Origin of the sequence: Paenibacillus sp. JJ-100 (genome assembly GCF_948329825.1) — a bacterium.
Taxonomy (GTDB): Bacteria; Bacillota; Bacilli; order Paenibacillales; family Paenibacillaceae; genus Paenibacillus.
In genome coordinates this window covers 242,850-262,695 of sequence record NZ_CAOJCM010000004.1, presented here as the reverse complement: position 1 = coordinate 262,695, position 19,846 = coordinate 242,850, and the positions used below count along the sequence as shown (strand labels likewise).

Below are 19,846 nucleotides of genomic sequence, written 5' to 3'. Positions count from 1 at the left end.
CTCTCCTTCATGGACGGGCATACTTTATGCCCGCTTCTCATATGAGCATAGTGTATCATAATCTTTGGAATATTGTCCTGTAAACTGGGTTTTCTCTTCCCGTTTTGATTCTACTACACACGCTTCACAGCATCCAAGCGGCATTTCACTCCGGTAAAATCCAGTACGAAACACATGATTGCCTCCATTGCCCTCTTCCTTCTGGGCAGCGTCTCTAGAGACGGATACAATCATCCCACAACTGACACAGTAAAAGCGGCCCGTTTCACTCAATGGAATACCTTCCCCTCACAGGAAGACTCTAGTCCCCTGTTATTTGTCGTAAGGCGCAGAAAATTGATACATTTTGTATCCTGATTCGTAATTTACTTGACACCGGGACTATTGTCAAGCTTTTTAACCATTAAAAAGTGCTAAAAACTAAAAAAAACGCTATAAACGCGACAGAAGTCTCGCATTTATAGCGTTCTATTAGGGACTAATGATACAAATCGGCACATTCAATCTTCAAATACATCACATAATATGTAACACTCGATGTCTTTCTCTTTTTTTGTGGAATTATAGCGTATTATCATGACAAATGTTCTTCGCTGTTACTCTTGTCATCTGGATAATACCATAGTAGCTCCCACTGTTCATTCTCCTGGACGAGGTAGCAAGTCTGTACAAGGTCGAATTCTCCAAAAGTCCCTGAATACGTCTGTGTTACTTTTGTTTTATAAGCTAGAGGGAATGGTTTCACGCCCTTCACGATCTGCACATCAAATACCCGCTCCGGTGGTTCTATCTCCAATTCAAATGTCTGCACACCAAAATGCTGCATAAAGATGTGGGCCCTGTTCTGCACATAGGCACTCTTAGGGAATCGCTCTTTCATTAGAGGGTGAAAAAGCTCCCATGAGCTTCCAAAGTCACCCGTTTGTTCATACTTGTAGAACTCTTCCACTACTGTCGCTGCCTCAGTCGCTGCATCTGCACGGAACAAAGCAGGTATGCTTCTGCCGATGAGCCAGAGCAAGAGCAGTACAAACAACATAAATCCTATTTTTTTGAACAGCGCATTACGATTTCTTCTTCGCAGCATAATCTAACCTCCTTGTCCCGCCTACCCCATATGTATGATGGTTTGCAAGCAAGTAGAAGCTAAGACTGCAAGGATATTGTTTCGGTGGGGCCCACACTGCATTTCCTGGGAAATCAACGAGGCTTTCTCCCCCGCACTGCTCGAATCCCTGTATAGATCGCAATACCAAAGCATCCACCGATGAAGTCTACACCGACATCTCGGACCGAACTTGTCCGATTAGGACTAAATTGTTGAATATATTCATCCATAGAGCCAATAATCACCACAACCATTAGCGCCGCAGCAATACATTTCATTGCACGTACTCTCTTGTATCGCAGCCCAGCGTAGACTAGTATCGCAAGTATTGCATAGACAAACAGATGCGCTGTCTTGCGAAAGAGAAATTCCACAAATGCATATGGTCTCTGTTTTAGCGAATATTCGTAGCCACTATACGTGAATTGCACATCGGGTAATGTGAACCCGATGTGCACCTTCTGCGACAGTTTGTGAAGCCACGGCTGAATGTTCTGCTGTTGATAGGATTGAGCAGAGAACGACCAGATGATCACAATCCACAAGAGAACAGCCAACATCAGCCATAGGATCGTTCTAAATGGGTGACGTTTCCGCTCAGATCTTTGTTTCCTTGTTGACCGTTTTTCCGCCTTCAGCAATGTTATCACCACTTTCCCTGCTGTTTCACGGACGGTGCTTTTCCTACTCCAAGTTCTGCTTTAGGAGCCCGTGAATGCGCTCCTTTTCTTGTTGATCTACGATAAAGTAATAAATACCGTTGATCTTCTTGCCTTTCCCTTTAATTTCTATAGTCTCAATCTCTTCCAGGTCGCTCCGATAATCCAGAAGGAACTCTTTCATCTCGTCGAATGTCAGATCTGTCCTTACATGTGTGCCCAATTCATCCAGTATATTCTGAAGATGAAACACACTGGAGAATTGCATCGTGTTCTTCATCATCTGCTTCAGAACTTCTCGCTGACGATCATTCCGTCCGAGGTCTCCCTTCGGGTCATCATATCGCATTCTGGAGAAACCCAGTGCTGCTACACCATCCAGATGAATATTGCCTTGTTCATACTGCTTCCCCTCGTAATCAAAAGCAAACGGATTATTAACATCCACACCACCAACGAGATCAATCATTTTAGAGAACCCTTCCATATCCACTTTCATGTAATAATGAATGGGGGTTCCTAAAAATTGCTCCACTGTCGCAATCGACATATCCACGCCTCCAAAGGCGTAGGCATGATTGATCTTATCATCCGTGTTGTGCCCCACAATTTCGGTTCGCGTATCTCGCGGAATATTAAACATAAGCACTCTCTTTTTCCCCGGATTCACACTTAGAACGATCATCGTATCCGAGCGTCCTCTGTCGTTCTGGCGCTCATCCACCCCAAGAATCAATGCGTTAAAAGGCTCTTTGCGTTTAAAATCAACTTGCAGTCCACCTCTCGTATCGGTTACCGAAATAGGCTGTACCGGTTTGCGCGGCTCATAAATCTGATCAGCAGTTGATTTGACGGATTGATACAGATATATCGCATAACCAAACACAACGATAACAAACAGAGATATTATCCACGCTGTCCATTTCATCCACTTTTTCATGGGGATCTTCCTCACTCATTCATTATAATCACGGACAGATCAGATGATCGCCGTTGCTTTCCCCTCCAGCTTGATCAGGCCTGGACGTCCCACAGAATAATAATTGAAGTCAGATGCTTGAATCTGTTCCGCACTGTACACATTACGACCGTCAACCATCACAGGCTCCTTCATTAATCGGGCTACCGCTAGCAGATCAATCTGAGCAAACTCCTTCCATTCCGTCAGTACACAGAGTGCATCAGCGCCCTCAGCAGCGTGAAGAGGGGTATCTGCCCACGAAATCGTGGCAATGTCGAGCTCTTTACGGAAGTTATCCGTTGCAATCGGATCATATGCTTTAACCTCAGACCCAGCATCAATTAAATGCTGAATAATATCAATTGCTGGCGCATCTCGCACATCGTCTGTGTCTGGTTTGAACGCAAGCCCCCAGATCGCAATCGTTTTTCCTGCCAACGAACCCAGAGCTTCCTCCAGCTTGTAAATAACTTGCATGCGTTGGTCCTGATTGACCTGAACGACCGATTTTAACAGCCTGAAATCATAATCCACCATACCTGCAATTTGGATCAGTGCCTGTGTATCTTTAGGAAAACAAGAACCGCCATAACCGATACCTGCCTTTAAAAAAGCAGACCCGATGCGTTTATCGTATCCCATGCCCTCTGCAACGCGTGTAACATCCGCTCCAACTTTCTCACAGATATTCGAGATTTCATTAATGAATGATATTTTCGTTGCCAGAAATGCGTTGGATGCGTACTTAATCATTTCGGCTGAGCGAATATCTGTAATGACCAGATTGTTTGTTAAAGGACGATGAAGTTTCTTTAACGTCTGGATCGCTCTTTCACTGTTAGTCCCGATGACAATCCGATCCGGATTGAGCGTATCGTTGATCGCAGACCCCTCACGTAAAAACTCAGGCACAGAAGCTACGTCGAACGGCTGGGGCGATATACTACGAATAAGATCACGGATACGATCATTGGTGCCCACTGGAACGGTACTTTTGGTGACGATGATTTTGTAGTTTTCCAGATGAGTGCCAATCTCGATTGCTACTTGCTCCACATAACTCAGGTTGGCCTCTCCGCTAGGCAGAGAAGGTGTGCCTACAGCAATAAAAATAATGTCCGACTGGTGGATAGCCTCGCCAATGTGTGAAGTGAAAGATAATCTACCTGCCTCCATATTAGAAAGCATTAACTCTTTAAGACCAGGTTCGTAGATGGGAACGACGCCCTCATTCAGCATCTCTACTTTTTTCTCATTGTTGTCTACACAGATGACCTGATTGCCGATCTCCGAAAAGCATACTCCTGACACAAGTCCTACGTACCCTGTTCCAATTACCGCAATATTCATCTTGTTTTCCCCCAATTCACGCAATTTTGTAAAATATCGTGCCATTCCATCTCAATGCGAACGATATCCTCTTCCACCAGCTCACTGCCCATCTGCACCTCAATAATTTCGAGTTCTGTCAACGCTTTGACGCTATGCTTCCCACCTGCAGGAATCACAACGACATCTCCTTGGCGAAGAGGTCTCAGTTCACCATCCATAATGAACTCCCCTTGCCCTGAAACGACGGTCCATACTTCATTTCGTTTGAGATGATACTGGTAAGAAAAGTTTTTCTCCGGCTCGATGATGATACGTTTGGTTAACACCTCTTCGCCTCTTTTATTGCGTGTATAATCGAGCACTTTATAACAGCCCCAGCGACGTTCCTCATACATAGGTCGCTCTGCACTGTCTTTAAGCACTTCTTTGATCTGGGGACTTGCCTCTTTCTCACTGACCAGAATGCCATCGGGACTTGTTGCCACAATCAGGTTAGATACCCCCAGCACACATACCGGAATGTTTAATTCATTGATTAAATGTGTATTTACCGTGCTGTTCGTCATGACACCTTTGCCCACAATATTGGTGCTCATCTCATCTGTCAGCGTGTTCCATGTGCCAAGGTCCTTCCAGTATCCTTCATAGGGTGTGACAACAATATGCTCCGCTTTCTCTACCACTTGGTAGTCAAAGCTGATCTTCTGCAATCTACCGTATTGTTTCAGCATTTCTTCGTACTGAATGGGCAACTCAAGCGAAATCAGAAGGTTGATGATATAATTCAGCTTGAATGCAAAAACCCCGCAATTCCAAAGGGCAGATTGTTCAATCATCTCTGCTGCTTCAGCTTCACGGGGTTTCTCTTGAAAACGAGATACTTTGGCATAACCTTGCTCTTGTTTCGTTTCAACACGCTCTGGAATGATATATCCATACTTTTCAGACGGATATGTTGGCTTCACTCCAATTAATGCAAGCTCCGCACCGGAATCGTGCAGCACTTCCTCCAGCTCAGTTACTTTATAAAAAAAAGATTCTTCTACATACGGGTCAACCGGAAGCACAGCTACCGTTTCATTCAATCCAATTCCCTGTACAGAGTACAAATATACTGCCGCCAAAGCGATTGCAGGAAAGGTATCTCTACGCTCAGGCTCAACAACCAGATCCACTTCATAACCTAACTGACTTCTCAAAATTTCGACCTGCGGTTTGCTCGTTGCAATTGTCGCTTGTTCACTCAGTCCCGTATGCTGCAGTTGCTTCCATACACGCTGTACCATGGATTCTGTCTGTCCATCTTCACCTTCAAGTACTTTCAGGAACTGTTTGGATCTCGTGTCGTTGGACAACGGCCATAACCGCTTACCTGATCCACCGGAGAGAAGTACGATTCTCATAACAACCACTCCACTCTATATATTTTAAGATCATAAGAGATACGATTTCGTTACACTGTTGCGGTTGATTCCCTATATTGAGGCACGGGAGGAGAGCTTGCTGTGGATGTAGAATCCATGTTGGCTGTATTCACTTCATGTGTCCATATCCGGTAATATCCCGAGTTCTTTCCGTAAGAGTTATCGATCAGCAGATTAGGTTTAGCCATCAGACAGGATAGAATGTGACCATGTAAACGGGATGTATGAATCACACGATAATTGGCGAAGCATCGAACAGCCTTATTCACAAGGTAGTCACTATACTTCGTCCATATGAACTGGGAAATGGCACGTGAAGCAGGTTTCTTTAAACCTTTACTGATGTAGTAGATCAGCTTACGCTCATATTTGTTGTACAAGGTAGGCCAATCGAAGTAATCTCCATCTGATTTTGACTGTGTTTGCTCTGCATTTTTCTCAATATCCGTTCTAAAAAAATGAAGTTTCTCCCTAGTTGGTGTACGCTTAACTTCGATCGGCCAAAGCTGATGTGCCATATCCGGAAGAAGCTTTACCTTACAATGTTGAAAGTACGTCGTTGCCAGTTGAAGAGATGACTCATCTCGTACATACAAGTGGAGATCCTTGTGCTGGTTAAAAAGAGCAGCGGTTTTCTGGATATTGGACTCTTCTTTATAAAAAATGGTTTGCGGCAAAACAACAATTCTGTGCCGAGGATATTTTTTAACGATCAATTCTCTCACGTTCTGATGAGCATCATACAAATCTCCGAAATTACCTCCCCCGCTAAGAACGATGATATGATCATCGGGGATATGAATGTTTTCATGAAAGTCATGTACGCTGTATCTTGCAGAAACCCTAATGTTATTGCTCTTAAAAAAGGCTTCCGCTCCCTTCATGATTAGAATATCGCCACCGTTGCTATATACGGGATAATCAACGTAGTAAATCTTCGAATAAGGAGGTACAACCTCCAGGATCGATTCAAGTCGTTTCTTCAACTCATCCATGGGATGAGTCTTTTGCACTTTTGACATCTCTTCTGGCTCCTTTGAATAGATTTTTATCTCTCCATTTTTGCTTGAGGAAGGCCATGTCTTCCTTGTTATACAGCATTTTGAGTATGGACATTTTGAAAATGATTGAAACGGATATTAACGACATCAACATACGTACAAAGGAACCAAGTAATAACGCCAGCCCTAAGCCGTATAACCCAAACATCGGAGTAAGCACAAAAAACAACGTAATCGTCACAGCCAGCGCAATGACCTGCCGAAGTACGATAACACCTGGTCTTCCCAGCGCATTAAATGCCGAAGCCAAAATCCAGGAGCCTCCGCCAACAATACATTCTAGAGATAACAAATAAAACACACCGCTGGCCTCCAGAAATTCCGGACCAAACAACAAGCCAATAAAAAAACGACCAATCAGCATACTGGGTATGATGATGATCGTCATAAGTAGCATACTAATGCGAAAAGCTCTGCCCACAAGAGACAATACTTGTTGCTGTTCCATGCCCGCCACTTTTGGAAAAACCACATTCGTAATTGCAGTCTGCACCACATTAAACATACGCGAAAGAGCGAACACAACCGAATACAGACCGAAATCTTTGGGCGTCAGCAGTGCCAAAATAATAATTTTATCGAATTGGTTGTACAACGTTCCCAGCAGCTCCACACCGTATACACGAAGACCGTAGCTGAATAAGTGGACTCCTGTTTGAAACTGAGACGCCAGCTTGCTAAACGAACTGAATATTTGCTGACGCATCGCAATCATATAACAGATCAACACCAGGATTGTGCTTGCAAAACTAATGATAATGGCTCTTTCTACTGTCAATACCTGAGCAATCCACAGCAGAACCAATCCTGCAAGATTTAACACAGGAGCCAGCAAGCGAGACAGATTATAGATATGGAATTTATCCGTCCCTTGAGCAGCAGCTGCAAGTACACCCATCAGCAGCATGACTGGAACCATTGACACGGTATACCACCTTGCAATCGTAATAACCGATTCGGAATATCCCGATAGCCAGGCCGGGATACCAAACCAACTGATTACTCCAGCGATGATACTGATAGGGATCTGAACCGCAAAACTCATACTGATATAAGCAGGCAGCTGATGGCTATTCTTTTTGACATTATAAATTAAAGAAGTGGGTAGACCAAAAGCAGCCAGACCCGATATGAAAGCAGGCCAGAATAAAACTGCAGCGATCTCTCCCTTCCCCGTAGCACCGAACATTCGCGCTGTAATGATCGAGGTTAATGTCGTCACAGCCATAATGAGAATATTAGCCATACTCGTCATGACGATGTTCTGAATGATGCTTCGCTGTCTTGGTTTACGGGCCATCACCATATTCATCAGGTGTTCAGTCCTCTACCGTTTCGGAAAGATCCCACAATTGTACCGTTCCGGTATGATATTTTAGCCATTTCACTCATGACCTTCTGCACATTATTAAAAGAGATAATGATTAATAATGCTGCTTGAACAATTCTTATCGTATGCTTGAATATTCCCCAGGCACTCTTCTTGTATCGCGTGGCATCACTGATGCCTTGCCAATACATCCGACGCAATAACCAACGCTTCGTTAACCTGCTTTTTGCTATTTTGTGCTCAACAACCGCGTATGGACTGTAGAAAACTTTATACTCCTGGCGGACCCGGCTGATTAACTCACTTTCTTCACTGGACATTAGATTCGTGCCAACCCGCCCCAAATCTTCTCTGAACGGTTCTAAATGCTGAAAAATACATTTTCTAAATGCTACATTAGCTCCAAATGGAATAGAAGGTGCTTGCATTTCAACCACTTTGTCTGAAAAGTCCATTAATGTATACAAACTGACTATCTCCTGTGGTATCCATTCGGGCCTCCCGCCTTCCCATATCGGGACAATCTTTCCCCCCACACAACCAATCCGGGAATCCATATCAAATATTTTGAGGACTTCATTGATCCATGTAGGGCACGCTAGAGCATCATCATCCAGAAATAAAACAAACTCGCCCTTCGCTTCCTTAATTGCTCGATTTCTTGCATAAGACAAACCTAATTGTGCTTCAAAAATATATCGCACATGCCCCGGGAACTGGGAAGAATCAAATAATTCTTTGGTATGATCTGTTGAATGGTTATCAACGACCAAAATTTCATAATCGTTATGGTCGGTATCTCCTTTCAACACACTCTCAACAGCCTGCATGGTGTCTACTGCTCTGTTGTGTGTACAAATGGCTACAGAAGCCCTCATGCTCTCACCCCGATTACATTTATATTTAGGCTAGCTGCTTTAACAACTGCCCACGATGCGACCACAGACAATGATTAGTCACCCAGTCGTATCCGTTATCCCCCATCGTTCTAGCTAGTCCCTCGTCAGTAATTAATTGTTCAATTCGCATGGCAATTTCCTCATCATTAACAGGGTCTACAAGATAACCGGTGATGTTATCCTTCACAGCATCTGGAATCCCGCCACTATTGCCCGCTATGACTGGTAACCGATAATAGTTCGCCTCCAGAAATACAATCCCGAACCCTTCTACATCACCTTTCTCCTTAATATCCCGGCTAGGCATGATGAAGAGGTCTGAACATTCATATAACTGATGCAGCTCATGATCGGTTGTGCGCCCTGTAAATACAACGACAGAATCAAGTCCATACTGAATGACCAACCGTTCCAGCTCTTCCTTATAGGGACCATCTCCACATATTACGTACTTTAGATTAGGAATGCGTTTAACAATATGACTTACTGCTTTGAGAGTGACATCATGCCCTTTGCGTTCGACAAGTCGTGAGACGGTAATCATCACCTTTTTGCCATGCAGATCATACTTAGCCCGAATATCTTCCTCGCTTCCTGTATCCGCGCTTAACTTATTCACATTGAGTCCCGGTGGAATAATGACGATCTGAGACTCGGCAATTCCCAGCTCTACCAGCTTCGACTTCGTATATTGACTATTGGCAATGACCTTGTCCGCACGTTTCAGAATAAACAACAGAAGCGGGAACAATCGGCTGTTAACCATGCCCATCACATCGAGCCCATGAACATAAGGAAAGTATTTTACTCTAAACAAAAATTTCATGAGCGGACCAGCCAGACCTACAGGGAATATGTTCACAAAGTGAATTTCTTTCGTATTTTTGCGCCATTTCAGTAGAATCAGTTGCATGAGCAAAATGAGCTGTGAAAAGATCATCATCCGCTTATTGGAATCTGAAAATATTCGTTTACGAATGATTTGAAAATCACTCTTCTGATCAAACTGCTCGGATTCCACCGCATTGTTTATTTTATTGGTTAGCACGATAGTCTCTTCTGCCGGGATCTGCGATATCAGCCCAAAGGCATAATCGTGAATCCCTCCCTTTTCAGGCGGAAAATCAATCGCAACAAACACTTTGTTCATTCGCTTTATCTCCCTTACAAGAATACATTTGGCATGCTTATACCGTGCTCATAATAATGTTGACTGTATCCTTGGCGCATTTGTTCCACGAGAAGAAGGCCGAATGTTCTCTGCCCTGAACGGACATCCGCTTCCCAAGCTCCGGGTCAGACATCATCTCCACGAGACGTGAAGCTGCTTCCTGAGGGTAATGTGGGTCAAAGTATAATCCAGCTTCTCCGCACACTTCTGGAATCGAGCCACGAGAAGACACGATAACCGGACAGCCAAGTGCCATCGCCTCTAGTGGCGGTAAGCCGAATCCTTCATATAAGGATGGAAAAATAAAACCTGTGGCATGTTCGTACAACGCTTTTAACTCTTCATCTGTCACATACCCTACCCAATTCACGTCGTCCGACTCGTTCACAGCATGATTGCTGAATACTTTGCTGTTCTTCGATCCCACGATAACAACACTCAAATTCTGCGCCTTCACCTCAGGTAAAATCTCCAAGATCAGCTTGAAGTTTTTGTAAGGATTCATCGTGCTGACGGCGAGCACATAGGGAGACTTGATCCCATACTTCTCAAGCGTGCCTTGAGCAGCCTGCCTATGATGAATATGATCAATGCCCAGATGAGTAACGGATACTTTCTGTGCAGCAATTTTGCAATGTTGAATGAGCTCACCCTTGGAAAAGTTAGAAACCGTTATGACCTTTTTCGAAATCTTACCTAATCTTACGGTTAAAAATTGATACCAGGATCGAAACGCAAAGGAAAAAGCCTTGGGATAACTGAACACCGAGGCATCATGAATCGTTACGACCTGATTACGTTTGAAAGCTGGTCCTGTGTTGCACAGATTAATCAACATTCCTTTTTTTGCATAAAAAGGTAATTCCAGCTGTTCCCATACATGGCCTTTCAGCCTGCCAACAATCTGGTGGCGAATATGCTTCAGTTCAAGATGAGTAATAATATTCGCAGGTGAGAGCAGACAAAACTCAACCTTGCTTCCGTCCACTTCTCCAGCTTCAATTAAATTGTCGATTTCCTTCACCAGTTCAATCGCATAGCGCTGTACCCCGGTAACCGTCTGTGTCAGGAAACGGGCGTTAATATATATTGTAATCATGTTAATCTCCATTCCTCTTAGAAATTTCCAAACGGGAAGATGGCTGAGCGGTCTGAAAGCTCACCTCTACATTTCTCGCTTCGTAATAGAGACTCACGAATTCTTCATTCATTCGATCCGAGCTAAACTTTTCTTTATACAGTTGACGTCCCGCCTCCCCCATAGCTGTCAGTGTTTCCTTGTCCAGTTGCATTAGAATATCTCTCAATCCTTCAAGCTGTTCAAGTTCAAAGATGTACCCGTTCACGCCATGAGTCACCAGCTCTGGCAATGAAGCCCGATTGCTGGCAATGACGGCTTTGTGGTTTTTCATCGCCTCCAGAGCAACCAGAGGTAGTCCTTCCCAGCGAGAAGGCATAATGATCGCATCACATTGCTCATAATAGTGATCGATCTCTGCGTTATTGACCCACCCTAGACGGATCATATTATCCGTAAACGTCCACTCATTCTTTTCCAAAACACTGTCACCGATAATGTATAACTGAATGTGTTGCTGCAGCTCGGGATATTGCCTGAATACTTCCAAGAGTAGATCCAGTCCTTTCTGCCGGTCGTATCTGCCTACAAACAAGAGCCGGATCATGCTCGTATCTTCTTCAGACTGCACAATCGCTTGCGGCAGCTCTGTTTGTTTGTTTGGCTTGCGGTCACGCAAGCCACTATAGACGAAGCGGGATTTGCCAGTAGACATTCCCAGACGAATGGACTGCTCCATTTCATATTTTGAAATATTTACGATAAAATCCGTTTTGAACTCCAATAGTTTTTCCATCATGAAATAAGCTTTTTTGTGCAGGGGTTTGGTATCCATCAAAAAAGACCAGCCGTGTGAACAGTAAAATACACTCGCTTTGCGCGGTGTAAAAAAAAACAAGCCCCTTGCGAGCATGCCCGCAAATGAGCTGTGTACATGAATAATATCTGGTTTTATCCGCCGAATGGCTTGGTGAATCTGTCTCATCGCTGAGAAAAAATGTTTCGGGTGACGCTTGTAGCTGTAACGCAAAATGCGTTCTGGCTCTAAATCAAAGTCCTTAGCTGAGTTATAATCACTCATCAATACATAAACGTCGAATCTTTCGCGCTGGTAGGAGACCAGCTCATTTACATACGTGGCTACTCCACCCACCACATATTCTCCGATGTGCAAAATCTTCATTCCCGCTCACCCGCTTTATAAGGTATATCTCCTGCACTACGATGCTGGTATAGAGCCATACCAACGAACATCCAGAAAAAGACGTTAGCTGGAAACAGCTCAAGGACATTGGTCGTCATACTGGCTGCGGCCACACCAGCGCCGAGGGCTATAGCCATCTGAGAACGTCTGGAACCTGCCACGTCAGACGAAGTATTCATTCGTCTAACCAGTGTAATCAAAAGCCACATAAATAGCATAAAAAAGTAAGCAAGCCCGATCCAACCTGTCTGTTCATATAGAGAAAAATACTGATTATCCACCGCAAAATTGCTGGAGTTGAGTCCCATCATATGCGTGCGTCGGCTGGCAGCACCTACTGAACCAATTCCATTGCCAATCATGCCATTCATGGTAAACGGAGAGGTCAAGCTACTCCCCCATGTCTGCAGTCGTTCCATTAGAGAGGAACTGGACAGCAGATTTTTGGATTGCAGAAACTGACCTCCAAAAAATACAACCACAGGCAGCGTCATAAATACCATCGCCAGAACTAAAATATTCTTTTTATTGTATTTGCGAATGTTCAGCAAAAACAGAACCACCTGATATACCAACCAGAGTAACAGTGCTGATCGAATCGTTGATAATAGCAAAAAGCTAATCGTCAGTAGTTGAATCACGAGGCGAAAGCTTCGATGTTTCACTGCCATCTTCGTTTGTTCAGCAAGAATGCCTGTCATGAGCAATGCATACGCATAACCATCCGGTGAATACGTAATTGAAGATAAACGCGGCACACCTTCAAGATAGTTTTTGATGTTTACTCCGTATACGAATCCCATAGTGATTAATTTTTCTATACCCAGCGCATATTGGGCACACCATCCTGCAATGAGCATAATAAAAATAACCAGATTGGTTCTGGCAAATGCGTATATTCCACCATGCTCGGCCATAAACATGCCTGCAAACAACATTACCAGCGGTAAAAGTGTGATCTTAATTCCATAGATTAAAGTCACTACGCTGGAACCGACCAGTACATTTAACGATCCCAACACGACAAGGGAAGCTAGAATAAACAGAAAGAGATTCAAAAATTGAACCTGCTGACGATATACTCGGGCAAGTGTATATAGCGCAAGCAGCAACATGCCTGCGTCCTTCAATGAACGAATCACAATATTATCCACGTAGATCGAGACCAAGCCATAAATGGATAGATAGAGAAGCAGAAAATGAATCAATATCATCATTACCGATGAAGGTGCATCAGATCTCGCTTGAACTAAAGATTGAGATTTGACGTTCAGAGAAGTCATGTACATATTAGCGTCCCCCTCCAATTAACTTCTCGTAAATGATGGCATGCCTAGTGAGAAGATAATCTTCATTAAAGGATAAGCTGTGCTCGCAGCATTGAAGCATTAGTTCATTTTTTTTAGCTTCAGACAGTCCGTAGTAATGGAGAATGGATTCACGAATTGCATCGGCACGATGAGCAGTAAAAGAGAAGGTCTCCGCATCTAGTAGAATCTCGGGGATCCCTCCAACCTTTGAAGCATAGACAGGTGTACCTGCTTGATACGATTCAATGATAACTCTTCCAAAAGGTTCATCCCATGTGGACGGTACAATCGTGAGATCCATCTTTTTCATCTGTGAGTTGATTTCTTTTTTATCGATTTTGCCTACGAAGATGATTCGAGAATCCGATTCTGCAAGCTCTTGTAATGAATGGAGCAGAGGGCCATCTCCGTGAATGTACAGTTTCCTCACGATCTGCTCATCCAGCTGTTTAACTGCCTCAATCAAATAATGAACTCCTTTTACTTCAGTAAGTTGTCCAAAATATCCAATGTGCAGCGGCTGATGATGACGAACTCTTTTATCCGTATCAAAATGCTGGACGGGATCATCACGTTCAACAATGTTATGAATGATATGTTTGGAGGCATGCTCAAAGAATCCCAGATCGGTGTGTTTCTTCAGCACATGCTCAGATATGCCAATTACCGATGACACTCTGCGGCTATAGTATTTCGAGATCTGTCTGTAAAATTTGGAATAGGCCGTAATGGCAATAGGTTCAATCAATGAGAAATCACGCAGCGTGTGCACAACCGGAATATTCAGTTCAAATGCTGCTTTCCAGATGGCCAGACTTAAGCCTGGAATATTCTGAGTGTGAATCAGGGCCGGACGTTGCACCATCAGAAATTGTTTAATATGCCGATACTGCCTCGCATTAAAAATATCCTGAATCCGCCATAATACTTTGTCAGAGGTGCTGGTCTGCCTTGTAGTGTCACCAATCCAGTACCGATTGTTAAATGGCAGCCGAGAGATTTCGATCCCGTTCACCGTATCTGTCTGGACATCCCCCTCCTTATGACCACCTACGGTAATGACTTTAACGTCATAACTAGGCTCCAGCGTCTGGGCGAGAATCTGGGTGGATATCTCAGCCCCCCCGATCACATGGGGTGGATATAAACTGTGAGCAATCAATATGGTTTGCATACATCTCAACTCGCTTTATTCAGCTTCCTTGTTAGGAGGTTTCCTGCATCTGTAACATTTCTCGATAATGTTCGATCGTACGTGTTAATCCCTCTTCCAGACCAATCTCGGGTTCCCAGTTTAATATTTCACGGGCTTTATCAATCACTGGTCGTCTGACCTTTGGATCGTCTGCTGGTAATGGCAGGAATACAATCTGACTCTCCGATTGTGTCAATTGTTTTACCAGATGGGCTACCTTAAGAATGCTGTATTCTGTAGGATTGCCAATATTGATAATCTCTCCGTCCGCCCGGTCTTCAGCCATGAAGGCCTGTAACCCTCGGATGTTATCATCTACATAACAGAAGGAACGTGTCTGTGACCCATCTCCGTATACTGTAATATCCTGACCCGTCAGTGCTTGCGTGACAAAATTAGAGATTACACGGCCGTCATCATTACGTAGTCCGGAGGAATATGTGTTAAAAATACGCGCAACTTTCACGGAAACACGTTGTTTCGTGTAGTATTCATAACAGAAAACTTCGCCTAGGCGCTTGGCTTCGTCATAACAAGCTCTTGGTCCCCATGTATTCACATTGCCCCGATAACTTTCAGGTTGTGGATGAATCTCGGGGTCTCCATAAGCTTCACTCGTACTAGAATACAGGAACTTCGCTCCTTTGAGCCGGGCCAGCTCCAGCATATGATAAGTTCCTCGCGTGTTCACCCATATGGTTCCGAGGGCATCCGCTTGATAAAACTTAGGCGATGCAGGCGATGCCAGATGATACACTTCATCTACTTGCTGATCACTGAAAATATCCATTACATCGGAATGTGTAACATCAGTCTCATGAAACACAAATAAAGGATTCTGGATGACCTCTGCCAGATTACGGATCACACCCGTTGAAAGATTATCGATCCCAGTCACCCGATGTCCTTGACTAATCAACGACTGTACGAGATGAGAACCTAGAAATCCGGCTGCACCTGTTACTACAATATGTTTCATTACATCACACTCCACATCATTATCAAAAATGTTTAGAAGGTATTGCTTTTAATCATTACACCGATCGTTTTAAATATGATGGTGATGTCCATTTTCAGTGATACATTCGCTATATAATGGAAGTCATACTGCAGATTATGATGGATCGGCTCTTTGCGAGCCTCACTCACCTGCCATAATCCTGTAATTCCTGGTTTAACGAGAAAACGCCTGCGCTCCAGATCGGTATAACATTCCTCTACGATTCGTTTCATCTCAGGTCTTGGTCCGATAAAACTCATATCGCCCTTAATAATGTTAAGCAACTGCGGAAGTTCATCCAGACTCGTCTTACGCAGTATTCTGCCCAGTCGTGTAATCCTTGGGTCATGGCTCGTCGTTGGAGAGAGTCCGTATTGGGGAGCATCTGTACGCATTGTTCTGAATTTATAAATGTTAAATTTAACTCCGTTCTTTCCGTATCGTTCCTGCTTAAAGATGACAGGTCCCTTCGAATCCAGTTTAATCAATATAGCCGAAACCAGCATAACCGGTAATGTGATCAGCAGTAACAGAATGGCAATGACAAAGTCGGCAAATGGTTTTATTACATCCGCGTACCCGCCAACACGTTGTGAGTATGGCTGCTCGAGCACTACGGCATTGCCGTCTTTGACCAGGGATTCCCCACTCCCAAAGTATTCCGGTTCTGATAGATTCACAGACTATCCCCTCCAGCTACAAGGATTTGATTCATTTGTTCTTTCATTAAAATCTCTTCTATTGCCATCAGCACAGGTGCACGCAGCTCTTTATTTTTGAGAGCAAAATCCAATGTCGTGAGAATGTAACCCAGCTTCTCCCCTACATCGAACCTGGAGCCTTCAAAATCGTAGGCACTGATGCCTTCATCATGATTCAGCTTTTGTAGCGCATCTGTGAGCTGAATTTCACCGCCTGCACCTACATTTTGCTCTTCCAGATATTCAAAAATTTTCGGTGTCAAAATGTATCGTCCCATGATCGCCAGGTTCGAAGGTGCTGAACCTAGAGGAGGCTTTTCAACCATACTTCTGACCGAAGATAAGCGTCCATCCGTATGCAACGGATCAATAATTCCATAGCGGTATGTTTCACTCGGACTTACAGTTTTCACTCCAAGTACAGACTGTTGTACCCTTTCATACTGCTCGATAAGTTGTCTCAAGCACGGTACTTCCGAAACAACAATATCATCGCCAAGCAGTACCGCAAAGGGTTCATTGCCTATGAAGTTCCTAGCACACCAGACAGCATGCCCAAGTCCAAGTGCTTCTTTCTGTCTTATGTAATGAATATCCACGTTCGAGGACTTCCGTACTTCTTCCAGTAAACTGAGCTTTCCTTTCTCTAGCAGGTTATGCTCCAGTTCAAACGCACTGTCAAAATGATCCTCAATGGCACGTTTCCCTTTACCGGTAACGATAATGATGTCCTCAATACCGGAAGCAACCGCCTCTTCAACGATGTACTGGATAGTCGGTTTGTCCACAATAGGGAGCATTTCCTTAGGCATTGCTTTAGTAGCAGGTAAAAATCGGGTTCCCAATCCAGCAGCGGGGATAATCGCTTTTCTCACCTTTGTCATAGATATCACCCTATCCATATTTTTTATTTAGCAATGAAAACATGAAAAAAATCATTCATACTAGGGCATTGAACCCCTCCTCACATCACACCCCTGACGATACACGTCTAAGGTTCACAACCCACAGTGTGACCGAGTGCCTACCTTGATAGAGGTATAGTAGACATGACCTTTTAAGCTGATATAGAAATGTAAAGATGTATTACGTCGGTTATCCCTGTTCCCCATAACCGTTATTACGTCTCTTGGGGACCTGCACATTGTTCAGCACCGCACCCAGAATACGTGCATTCACATGTTCAAGATGGGCTTTTGCCTTTTTGACCAGATCCTTCTTCACCTTGCCTGCATTCACCACAAGAATGACACCATCACATAATGAACTGATAATTAATGCATCTGTCACGTTCAGAACTGGCGGGGTATCAAACAAAATAACATCGTACTCTTCCTTCAAATTCTCAAGCAGTGCCGTCATTTTGCGAGAACCGATCATCTCTGAAGGATTAGGCGGAATAGGTCCGGATGATAACACATGAAGACCTTCTACACCGGTTTCTCGAAGCACTTCTTTCACTTGATATTGACTCGATAACACACTGGTCAGCCCCACGTGGTTAGGCACATTAAACATCAGGTGGACTGCCGGTTTACGCAGATCCGTATCCATAAGCAGAACCTTTTTCCCTTCCTGCGCATAGGTGACTGCCAGGTTGCCAATCGTCGTCGTTTTCCCCTCGCCTGATGAGGCCGAAGCAATCATGATGGTTTGAATCTGACTGTCTATAGATGAAAACTGAATATTAGTTCTTAACTTTCGATAGGCTTCCGAGGATGTAGATCTGGGATTAGCCATCGTGACTAGGCCCACTCGTTCATTGGTTAATCGTGACATATTGTCCATCACCTACCTGTTTGGATATGGAAGACTGTTTGGATAAACGGCTTTCGTCTTTTCTAACCTTGGAGATGACCGCAAGTGCAGGAAGATTCAGTTCTTTTTCCAATTCATCTTCCGTTTTTAAGGTGTCATCCAGATATTCCAGTAGGAATACAAAGCCCACTGCAAGCAGGAGACCGACAATAAAACTAATTAAAAGATTAATGATGGGATTGACGTTAACAGGATTGGAGGAATCCGTAGGTTTCGCTTCACTCAGGATCGTAACGTTGTCTACTTTCATAATTACGGGGATTTGGGATTTGAACACTTTCGCTACTGCATTTACGGTTTTCGCCGCTTTTTCGGATGATAGCCCCATAGCGGTCAGACTCATAACCTGGGACTCATTGGCAGTGGAAACACGAAGGTTTTGCCCTAATTGATTACCGGTCATGCCAAGATCGGGGTATGTAGTTGCCACTTTGTCAAGAATCGCAGAAGATTTAATAATCTCCATATAAGAGTTGATCACTTTAATATTCGTCTGAATGGTTCCAATATCCAGACTCGGAACACCTTGAGCATTATATGTCTGGTTGATGATTAATTTCGCGCTAGCTTCATAGATCGGTACTGTGAAGAAATAGTTTTTGACTCCTGCACCAATGCAAGCGACAGCTACGAAAGCAAAGATGATCCATATTCGTTTACGTAAAATGTGTATATACTCTTTCAGTTCCATTTCAGTACTCCTCCCATTCCAATCAACAAGGATAATGTGAACATATCTTTAGTACATCCATAGCTGCTTACCAGAACAAAAAGCTTCGCTTTTTCTTCGCTGGTGTTTCAGCCCTAACACGTTGGTTGTTCCATATTGATCGTGCATTCTCTTGCCATCGCTGAATATAATAACGACCTAAACGTCTTTCAAGCAGAGGATAAACTGTGTTCAGCTTGAATGTCCGTTTGCAAGTATCATGCGCATCTGATGAAATGAAATGAAACCCATTTTCTTTGCAAAAATGAAAACACCATTTCTGAACTTTTCGCCCGAAAAGCCCAGTGAAAGATTCGGCCGTAAGCTGGCATAGTCCACCTTGTCTCAAGTAATCGGTCAACAGCAACGGTTTTTTCAAAATAACAAGGTTGCGTTCCGGATGAGCAATAATAGGGGTAATTCCCGCGATTCGCAGTTCATGCAGTATTCCCGGGAACTGTGAGGGAATATGACCAAAGGGCAGCTCCAGCAACATGTAACGACTACCGGCAAGTGTGCAGCATTTCCCTGCATACAAGTCTTCAATCAATCTGTCGTGCACTCTGATCTCCTGTCCGGGACCAATCTGCAAACGAATATTTCGTCTAGCAAGTTCTGCACGAAGCATATGGACAGCTTGATTGACTACCTTTGGTTCATTGTTATATCGTCCGTTCAGGTGATGCGGAGTTGCAATAATGGAGGTAATTCCTGAGGCTGCCGCCTTCTCAGCCATCGCAACGGACTGCTCCATTTGAACAGGACCATCATCCAGACCGAATAAAATGTGGCAGTGCATTTCAACCATATCCAAACTTCCTCAATGTATGATCCTCCTTACGCCTATATTCGTTGTGCAAATGCTTTTGGTGTTAAAGAACTAATG

Annotated in this window: 20 protein-coding genes; all 20 read right to left on the bottom strand. The window is 43.9% G+C overall.

Annotation, left to right across the window (positions count from 1 at the left end; genetic code table 11):
* Positions 1-24: 24 nt before the first annotated feature.
* The 20 genes from PQG66_RS17070 to PQG66_RS16975 all read right to left on the bottom strand — a co-directional run bounded on the left by PQG66_RS17070 (position 25) and on the right by PQG66_RS16975 (position 19,768).
* Positions 25-273 carry a hypothetical protein gene (locus PQG66_RS17070; RefSeq protein WP_272038943.1) on the bottom strand — a complete coding sequence of 83 codons (249 nt, stop codon included), beginning with the start codon at positions 271-273 and terminating at the stop codon, positions 25-27.
* A 301-nt stretch (positions 274-574) separates the two neighbouring features.
* Positions 575-1,087: a hypothetical protein gene (locus PQG66_RS17065; protein ID WP_272038942.1), complete on the bottom strand. Its 513-nt coding sequence runs from the start codon at positions 1,085-1,087 to the stop codon at positions 575-577.
* A gap of 113 nt (positions 1,088-1,200) precedes the next feature.
* Positions 1,201-1,668 (bottom strand): VanZ family protein, encoded by a 468-nt coding sequence (locus PQG66_RS17060; RefSeq protein WP_272038941.1) that lies wholly within the window; start codon positions 1,666-1,668, stop codon positions 1,201-1,203.
* Positions 1,669-1,792: 124 nt separating this feature from the next.
* Positions 1,793-2,707 (bottom strand): LCP family glycopolymer transferase, encoded by a 915-nt coding sequence (locus PQG66_RS17055; RefSeq protein ID WP_272038940.1) that lies wholly within the window; start codon positions 2,705-2,707, stop codon positions 1,793-1,795.
* Positions 2,708-2,746: 39 nt separating this feature from the next.
* The gene (locus PQG66_RS17050) at positions 2,747-4,078 is read right to left on the bottom strand and encodes a UDP-glucose dehydrogenase family protein (RefSeq protein ID WP_272038939.1); all 1,332 of its coding nucleotides are present in this window, start codon (positions 4,076-4,078) and stop codon (positions 2,747-2,749) included.
* Positions 4,075-5,463, bottom strand: a complete 1,389-nt coding sequence (locus PQG66_RS17045) for a sugar phosphate nucleotidyltransferase (RefSeq protein ID WP_272038938.1) — start codon at positions 5,461-5,463, stop codon at positions 4,075-4,077. Before PQG66_RS17045 ends, PQG66_RS17050 begins: the two co-directional genes overlap by 4 nt.
* 50 nt (positions 5,464-5,513) lie before the next feature.
* A complete protein-coding gene (locus tag PQG66_RS17040; RefSeq protein ID WP_272038937.1) occupies positions 5,514-6,506 on the bottom strand; it encodes a polysaccharide pyruvyl transferase family protein in 993 nt (330 codons plus the stop codon).
* Positions 6,472-7,857 carry a lipopolysaccharide biosynthesis protein gene (locus PQG66_RS17035; protein WP_272038936.1) on the bottom strand — a complete coding sequence of 462 codons (1,386 nt, stop codon included), beginning with the start codon at positions 7,855-7,857 and terminating at the stop codon, positions 6,472-6,474. Before PQG66_RS17035 ends, PQG66_RS17040 begins: the two co-directional genes overlap by 35 nt.
* Positions 7,857-8,753, bottom strand: coding sequence for a glycosyltransferase (locus PQG66_RS17030; protein WP_272038935.1), 897 nt, complete (start codon positions 8,751-8,753; stop codon positions 7,857-7,859). Before PQG66_RS17030 ends, PQG66_RS17035 begins: the two co-directional genes overlap by 1 nt.
* Before the next feature lie 25 nt (positions 8,754-8,778).
* Positions 8,779-9,924 (bottom strand): glycosyltransferase family 4 protein, encoded by a 1,146-nt coding sequence (locus PQG66_RS17025; RefSeq protein WP_272038934.1) that lies wholly within the window; start codon positions 9,922-9,924, stop codon positions 8,779-8,781.
* 37 nt (positions 9,925-9,961) lie between these two features.
* Complete coding sequence (locus tag PQG66_RS17020) at positions 9,962-11,044, bottom strand: glycosyltransferase family 4 protein (RefSeq protein ID WP_272038933.1); 1,083 nt, start codon at positions 11,042-11,044, stop codon at positions 9,962-9,964.
* A 1-nt stretch (position 11,045) separates the two neighbouring features.
* Positions 11,046-12,206, bottom strand: coding sequence for a glycosyltransferase (locus tag PQG66_RS17015; RefSeq protein ID WP_272038932.1), 1,161 nt, complete (start codon positions 12,204-12,206; stop codon positions 11,046-11,048).
* The gene (locus tag PQG66_RS17010) at positions 12,203-13,516 is read right to left on the bottom strand and encodes an O-antigen ligase family protein (protein WP_272038931.1); all 1,314 of its coding nucleotides are present in this window, start codon (positions 13,514-13,516) and stop codon (positions 12,203-12,205) included. The genes PQG66_RS17015 and PQG66_RS17010 overlap by 4 nt, the downstream gene beginning before the upstream one ends.
* Before the next feature lies 1 nt (position 13,517).
* Positions 13,518-14,711: a glycosyltransferase gene (locus PQG66_RS17005; protein WP_272038930.1), complete on the bottom strand. Its 1,194-nt coding sequence runs from the start codon at positions 14,709-14,711 to the stop codon at positions 13,518-13,520.
* A 31-nt stretch (positions 14,712-14,742) separates the two neighbouring features.
* Positions 14,743-15,711, bottom strand: coding sequence for an NAD-dependent epimerase/dehydratase family protein (locus PQG66_RS17000; protein ID WP_272038929.1), 969 nt, complete (start codon positions 15,709-15,711; stop codon positions 14,743-14,745).
* Between the two features lie 32 nt (positions 15,712-15,743).
* A complete protein-coding gene (locus tag PQG66_RS16995) occupies positions 15,744-16,412 on the bottom strand; it encodes a sugar transferase (RefSeq protein WP_272038928.1) in 669 nt (222 codons plus the stop codon).
* On the bottom strand, positions 16,409-17,317 hold the full coding sequence (galU, locus tag PQG66_RS16990) for a UTP--glucose-1-phosphate uridylyltransferase GalU (RefSeq protein WP_272038927.1): 909 nt from the start codon (positions 17,315-17,317) through the stop codon (positions 16,409-16,411). The genes PQG66_RS16995 and galU overlap by 4 nt, the downstream gene beginning before the upstream one ends.
* A 211-nt stretch (positions 17,318-17,528) precedes the next feature.
* Complete coding sequence (locus PQG66_RS16985) at positions 17,529-18,212, bottom strand: CpsD/CapB family tyrosine-protein kinase (RefSeq protein ID WP_272038926.1); 684 nt, start codon at positions 18,210-18,212, stop codon at positions 17,529-17,531.
* On the bottom strand, positions 18,193-18,942 hold the full coding sequence (locus PQG66_RS16980) for a YveK family protein (RefSeq protein ID WP_272038925.1): 750 nt from the start codon (positions 18,940-18,942) through the stop codon (positions 18,193-18,195). The genes PQG66_RS16985 and PQG66_RS16980 overlap by 20 nt, the downstream gene beginning before the upstream one ends.
* 67 nt (positions 18,943-19,009) lie before the next feature.
* Complete coding sequence (locus PQG66_RS16975; RefSeq protein WP_272038924.1) at positions 19,010-19,768, bottom strand: tyrosine-protein phosphatase; 759 nt, start codon at positions 19,766-19,768, stop codon at positions 19,010-19,012.
* Positions 19,769-19,846: the final 78 nt, after the last annotated feature.

What these genes read in the sequence shown, in the direction of transcription:
- PQG66_RS17065 (WP_272038942.1), bottom strand. Translation starts at nt 1,087, where the DNA reads ATGCTGCGAAGAAGAAATCGTAATGCGCTGTTCAAAAAAATAGGATTT.
- PQG66_RS17060 (WP_272038941.1), bottom strand. Translation starts at nt 1,668, where the DNA reads ATGTTGGCTGTTCTCTTGTGGATTGTGATCATCTGGTCGTTCTCTGCT.
- PQG66_RS17055 (WP_272038940.1), bottom strand. Translation starts at nt 2,707, where the DNA reads ATGAAAAAGTGGATGAAATGGACAGCGTGGATAATATCTCTGTTTGTT.
- PQG66_RS17050 (WP_272038939.1), bottom strand. Translation starts at nt 4,078, where the DNA reads ATGAATATTGCGGTAATTGGAACAGGGTACGTAGGACTTGTGTCAGGA.
- PQG66_RS17045 (WP_272038938.1), bottom strand. Translation starts at nt 5,463, where the DNA reads ATGAGAATCGTACTTCTCTCCGGTGGATCAGGTAAGCGGTTATGGCCG.
- PQG66_RS17040 (WP_272038937.1), bottom strand. Translation starts at nt 6,506, where the DNA reads ATGTCAAAAGTGCAAAAGACTCATCCCATGGATGAGTTGAAGAAACGA.
- PQG66_RS17035 (WP_272038936.1), bottom strand. Translation starts at nt 7,857, where the DNA reads ATGAATATGGTGATGGCCCGTAAACCAAGACAGCGAAGCATCATTCAG.
- PQG66_RS17030 (WP_272038935.1), bottom strand. Translation starts at nt 8,753, where the DNA reads ATGAGGGCTTCTGTAGCCATTTGTACACACAACAGAGCAGTAGACACC.
- PQG66_RS17025 (WP_272038934.1), bottom strand. Translation starts at nt 9,924, where the DNA reads ATGAACAAAGTGTTTGTTGCGATTGATTTTCCGCCTGAAAAGGGAGGG.
- PQG66_RS17020 (WP_272038933.1), bottom strand. Translation starts at nt 11,044, where the DNA reads ATGATTACAATATATATTAACGCCCGTTTCCTGACACAGACGGTTACC.
- PQG66_RS17015 (WP_272038932.1), bottom strand. Translation starts at nt 12,206, where the DNA reads ATGAAGATTTTGCACATCGGAGAATATGTGGTGGGTGGAGTAGCCACG.
- PQG66_RS17010 (WP_272038931.1), bottom strand. Translation starts at nt 13,516, where the DNA reads ATGTACATGACTTCTCTGAACGTCAAATCTCAATCTTTAGTTCAAGCG.
- PQG66_RS17005 (WP_272038930.1), bottom strand. Translation starts at nt 14,711, where the DNA reads ATGCAAACCATATTGATTGCTCACAGTTTATATCCACCCCATGTGATC.
- PQG66_RS17000 (WP_272038929.1), bottom strand. Translation starts at nt 15,711, where the DNA reads ATGAAACATATTGTAGTAACAGGTGCAGCCGGATTTCTAGGTTCTCAT.
- galU (WP_272038927.1), bottom strand. Translation starts at nt 17,317, where the DNA reads ATGACAAAGGTGAGAAAAGCGATTATCCCCGCTGCTGGATTGGGAACC.
- PQG66_RS16985 (WP_272038926.1), bottom strand. Translation starts at nt 18,212, where the DNA reads ATGTCACGATTAACCAATGAACGAGTGGGCCTAGTCACGATGGCTAAT.
- PQG66_RS16980 (WP_272038925.1), bottom strand. Translation starts at nt 18,942, where the DNA reads ATGGAACTGAAAGAGTATATACACATTTTACGTAAACGAATATGGATC.
- PQG66_RS16975 (WP_272038924.1), bottom strand. Translation starts at nt 19,768, where the DNA reads ATGGTTGAAATGCACTGCCACATTTTATTCGGTCTGGATGATGGTCCT.